General features: G+C 35.3%; 5 protein-coding genes. All 5 read left to right on the top strand.

All coding sequences use genetic code 11. The features are described 5' to 3' along the window. The first annotated feature begins 259 nt into the window (after nt 1-259). Nucleotides 260-1,024, top strand: a complete 765-nt coding sequence (locus ACYVM0_RS26925) for a hypothetical protein (protein WP_460562597.1) — start codon at nt 260-262, stop codon at nt 1,022-1,024. 272 nt (nt 1,025-1,296) lie between these two features. Beyond that, nucleotides 1,297-1,896 carry a tetratricopeptide repeat protein gene (locus ACYVM0_RS26920; protein ID WP_460562595.1) on the top strand — a complete coding sequence of 200 codons (600 nt, stop codon included), beginning with the start codon at nt 1,297-1,299 and terminating at the stop codon, nt 1,894-1,896. Between the two features lie 236 nt (nt 1,897-2,132). After that, nucleotides 2,133-2,903, top strand: a complete 771-nt coding sequence (locus tag ACYVM0_RS26915; RefSeq protein WP_460562593.1) for a hypothetical protein — start codon at nt 2,133-2,135, stop codon at nt 2,901-2,903. Nucleotides 2,904-3,116: 213 nt separating this feature from the next. Further along, on the top strand, nt 3,117-3,695 hold the full coding sequence (locus ACYVM0_RS26910; RefSeq protein ID WP_460562591.1) for a hypothetical protein: 579 nt from the start codon (nt 3,117-3,119) through the stop codon (nt 3,693-3,695). Between the two features lie 271 nt (nt 3,696-3,966). Next, nucleotides 3,967-4,297 (top strand): hypothetical protein (locus tag ACYVM0_RS26905; RefSeq protein ID WP_460562589.1); only part of this gene is annotated, 331 nt, incomplete at its 3' end.

Here is a 4,297-nt window from a genome sequence, read left to right as displayed (position 1 = left end):
GAAAATATTTTTCTGCCCACGCCTAGCGAAAAACTTTTTTAATCAACCTTATTAAGGATGTTTTATCTTAGTCAACTAATAGCAGGATTTATTAACTTAACCAGTCAACTTTTTTCAGGACGGGTCATATTTTCAATCAGCAGTTGTTCCGGCAGGACGTTATAAAATATCCCGTCCTGCAGCAATACTCGGTCGTTGGGCGCAAGCAATTTGCAGCGTGTGGAAATCGCGGACTTTTGAATCTTATTGACAAAACCAAATGCTTCAAATAAACAAAGTTTTTCTTTTAGTAGTATGCTTTTTGACAATACTTGGTTGTGGGCGACAGAACAAAGACACAACAACGATTGACAGCCTTATTAGTAGATTTCCCCAATTAGAGACAACTTCCAACACTCGGTCGCATAATTATAATTTAGTAAGAAGTGTTTCATTAGAAAAGCCACGTTTAACGATCAAACTTTATTCGCAACCTGATTCTGTTGACGACAAACAACAGATTATTTTGGTCACAAATTCAAGTTTACATTCTTACGCCATTCCTCTTTTTTCAAATGCATATCGTGACTATTGGAAGTTTAAATTTGACAGCTTAAGCCAAAATACAAAACCGATAAACACGACTTTTGAAAAGGAGCTTAATAGTTGTTTAGAAATCTTGGATTTAAACGACACCACTGGAACAGCAGGAAAGGTTTTGAATGAAATACTTTATTCATTGTTGCATTGCCAAGATATAAATCTTAGTGACAGTTCAAACGTTGAGGTCATTCAAATAAACTATAAAAACACTATTCCGAAAGAAGATAGTGACAGTTGTTATAAACGGCTTAAACGTAACTGGGACATAATTTCACAAGATATGTATCCAAATAAAACGGTTATATATAAACATGTTTATTGGGACAAAGACAATGGACGCATCTATCAATTTGACTTTACAAATTTTAAACGGAAGAAAAAGAACCATTTCAAACTAAATACTTTCAGACAAGACTGCAATTGGCACTTGCTGACACTCTAATTTGGACTTTGCCAGCGCCCAACAGGTGCATTTGCAATAGCATGGCTGACGGAATAAACGTCGGCTGCAAATCGTTTTTCAGCTAAGTTTCGGCAGACATTACGCTGTTGAACATTTGTACTTATCTTCAACTTTAGTTTTTCAATTAAGCATTTGTTCCGGCTGACAGTTCGTTATTGCCATGCCATCGCAAATGCTTCAACGTTGAGGGCAATATTTTTCGACATCACGTTTCATAAAATAATCCGACGAAAAAAATCTGGTAAGACAAGATGAAATTTAGCAAATACAAAGTTGATAAAATGTTTCGCCTTGGCTACAAACTTGCTTTTGAAACAAAGACTAAAAAGAAAAAGTGGGACGACATATTTTCGTTGTGGTATTGTTCTGCAACCTGCGGACATAAAAGAGCTCAATTTTATTTAGCCACTTGTTATGACCATGGCTACGGAACAGACAAAAATATTGAATTGGCTTACAAATGGTTTTTAAAAGCAGCCAAACAAGGACACATGGAAAGTCAATATAACATTGGCTTTTTTTATGCAAATGGAGAGTATGTAAAACAGGACTATAAAAAAGCAGTTCAATGGTATTCTTTATCAGCATCACAAGGTGACACAGAAGCACAACGGGATTTAGGCTACTCATATTTTTACGGACATGGTGTAAAAAAAGACGAGAAGAAAGCAGTTGAATGGTATAAAAAAGCAGCGGCAAAAAATGATCCTAAGGCTCTTTATAACTTGGGGCATTGTTACGCAGACGGTGATGGAGTTAAACAATCAAATCGTTGGGCAATACATTTTTTTACAAAGGCTTTTGAGTACGGACACAGAAAGGCAAAAGGGCAACTTAAAAAACTAAGGTAGACTAATACTGCCACCAACATGGGGTTTTATGCAAGGCTGGTTGGACATTGTAGCAATGGTTATTTTATCGCTTTTGTGCTTCATCTGGGCTGGACAAACACTCTTGAACTTTTGTTTGTTAACCTGTACTTTTATATCTTTAACCTGCCTGCCGGCAGGCAGGTCAGCAGCGATTCCGGGCGGACAAGCAATGAATTCCAGCTCTGCAGCAAGCCCTGCCCGTTAGCAGCTATATTATGAAAACCCTACTTCTAACAATATCTTTCTTAACATCATCTTTTTTTGTGAAAGCAAATATGGATTGCATTTGGACAAGCAATAAAGCAGGAGTAACAATAAAATATGTAGCACCTTGTGACTTTAAAAATCAATCAACGCTTGACAGTATTCTGAATAAAATTGTTTCAGTAATAAATCGACAAGACACCAGTTTGCAAATATGGGTTTTAATTAATCAAGAACAGTTGAGTTTTCCAGATGCCACTTTTTCAAATTTTTTTTCTATTGGTTATGACACGTTAATAGAAATTGACAACGACTACATTTTTGACTATTATTGGAATCAAGAAACTATTGCATCTGAAAAAAATAACGGTCTAAATACATTCCGAAGTAGAGAAGCTCCAATAGACATAAGTTCAACGAAGAAAAAAAATGCATATAAAGCTATTGGCATCAAAATCATTTATAACATTGACTACCGATTAGGAAAACTAATTTGGGCTGATTTAATAAAAGTAATTATTTATTCAGCTCAAAATCCAAGCATTATTAAAAATCAACAAAGGCGAGACACGGTAAGATATAATACAAATGGTTGGTATGTTTCCCTTTTGACGATTGACACTTTTGCCATCAATAAAATTATCGGCAGAGAAAATCAAACCTCAAAAAAAGAAACCATCCAAGAATTGCCAAAATCAAAAAATAATTATTGGTTGTTCGGGCTTTTAGGATTGGCTGCAATTGGTGTTGTTATTTATGTGGCACGACAATACAGCCGCTAACATTGGTATTGCCAATAGTGGGGCTTGACATTGAAACAATCAGCAGCGGTAATTCTATTTTACTGCAGTTCTGGGCTCGACGAATAAAGCCCAGCTTTAGTTCTTAATATTTATCTTTATCAAAAAGCCAGGCAGCAGTTCCCGGCGGACGGAATTAAATTTCCCCACCATCGGCAATACCTGCCCGTTAGTGGCAACCCTGTTGGACACATTATGCAACTTCAAAGAAAATATGAAATATTAGGCGGACTTCCAACATATGGAGATATGTATATTCCAATTTCGGAAGACGGCATTGAATTTTATAATGAAGAGTTTGTTGTTCGATTTTTTAAAAGTGATGGGACAAATTGGGTTGGTAATTTTAAAACAGGTTGTACAAAATATTCAAATGTTTTTGAAATACCTGATACAGACAAAATTGTAGTCATAGCAAGTGGACAAGGTTATCTTATTACACCTGACCAACAAAAGCCACTTAAAACTTTTGGATATGCAATAACAGAAATAATAACTACCAAAGACAATATTTTTGTAGCAGCAGACATAACAGACTTAGAAATTATCAATAGTGATGCAACAATTTGGAGAAGTGAAAGAATTTCTTGGGATGGCATTAAAGATTTAGTTGTTAAAGACAAAATCGTAAGTGGACTTTCTTTTGACCCAATGAACGATTCTGACGAGTGGGTAAATTTCTCTTTTAACCTTGACTCAAAAGAAATTATTGGTGGAAGTTACAAACGTTATGACTTAAAAGATGTAAAGAAACCTTTTTGGAAATTTTGGTAACTAACAGTTGACAGAGAAGGGTATGCCATTAACATTGGGTTTTGTGCAAGTTGGGCAGAAGGAATAACAATAAGCTTTTTCAGCAATAATCCACTTCAGCTCGGGCAGAAGAATATCGATTAAGCTTTAGTTCTTATTATCAGCATTTATTAACTTTACTCAGCAGCGGTTACGGGCAGACGTCCCGAAAGCATTCGGGATATTTCCCAACCTGCATAAAGCCCTAGCCGTTGGCTGCTACTTTGTTTGACATTCCCCGAATATTTAAAAGATGACACGAGTAATACTTATTGTTTTTTACTTTCTTTTTTCTAATGATGAATCATTTGGACAAAAATCTATAGAAAGCAAAGGTCAAGTTTTAGCAATTGACAGTATTTTCAATAAGACAAATTCTAAGGGTGACACACTTTCATTAATAGTAAAAAATTTGACAACACAAGACAGAGGTTTTACAGTTGAAGTTGTAGAATTAAGCGAAGAACCTTATTATTACAACGCTGTTTATTCTGCTTACATCAATAAAGACAAATCATTTTTCAAGAAATTAAGAGCAGCAAAAAAGTCTTCCAGAGAAAATAATATTCAATACGTTCTTCCAA

Source organism: Ferruginibacter profundus, from assembly GCF_054783275.1.
The sequence above is the reverse complement of the archived record's forward strand: the minus strand, read 5'-3'. Positions and strand labels throughout refer to the sequence as shown.

Excerpts from the sequence above, each read along its gene's own strand:
- ACYVM0_RS26915 (WP_460562593.1), top strand. The coding sequence starts at position 2,133 with ATGAAAACCCTACTTCTAACAATATCTTTCTTAACATCATCTTTTTTT.
- ACYVM0_RS26910 (WP_460562591.1), top strand. The coding sequence starts at position 3,117 with ATGCAACTTCAAAGAAAATATGAAATATTAGGCGGACTTCCAACATAT.
- ACYVM0_RS26920 (WP_460562595.1), top strand. The coding sequence starts at position 1,297 with ATGAAATTTAGCAAATACAAAGTTGATAAAATGTTTCGCCTTGGCTAC.
- ACYVM0_RS26925 (WP_460562597.1), top strand. The coding sequence starts at position 260 with ATGCTTCAAATAAACAAAGTTTTTCTTTTAGTAGTATGCTTTTTGACA.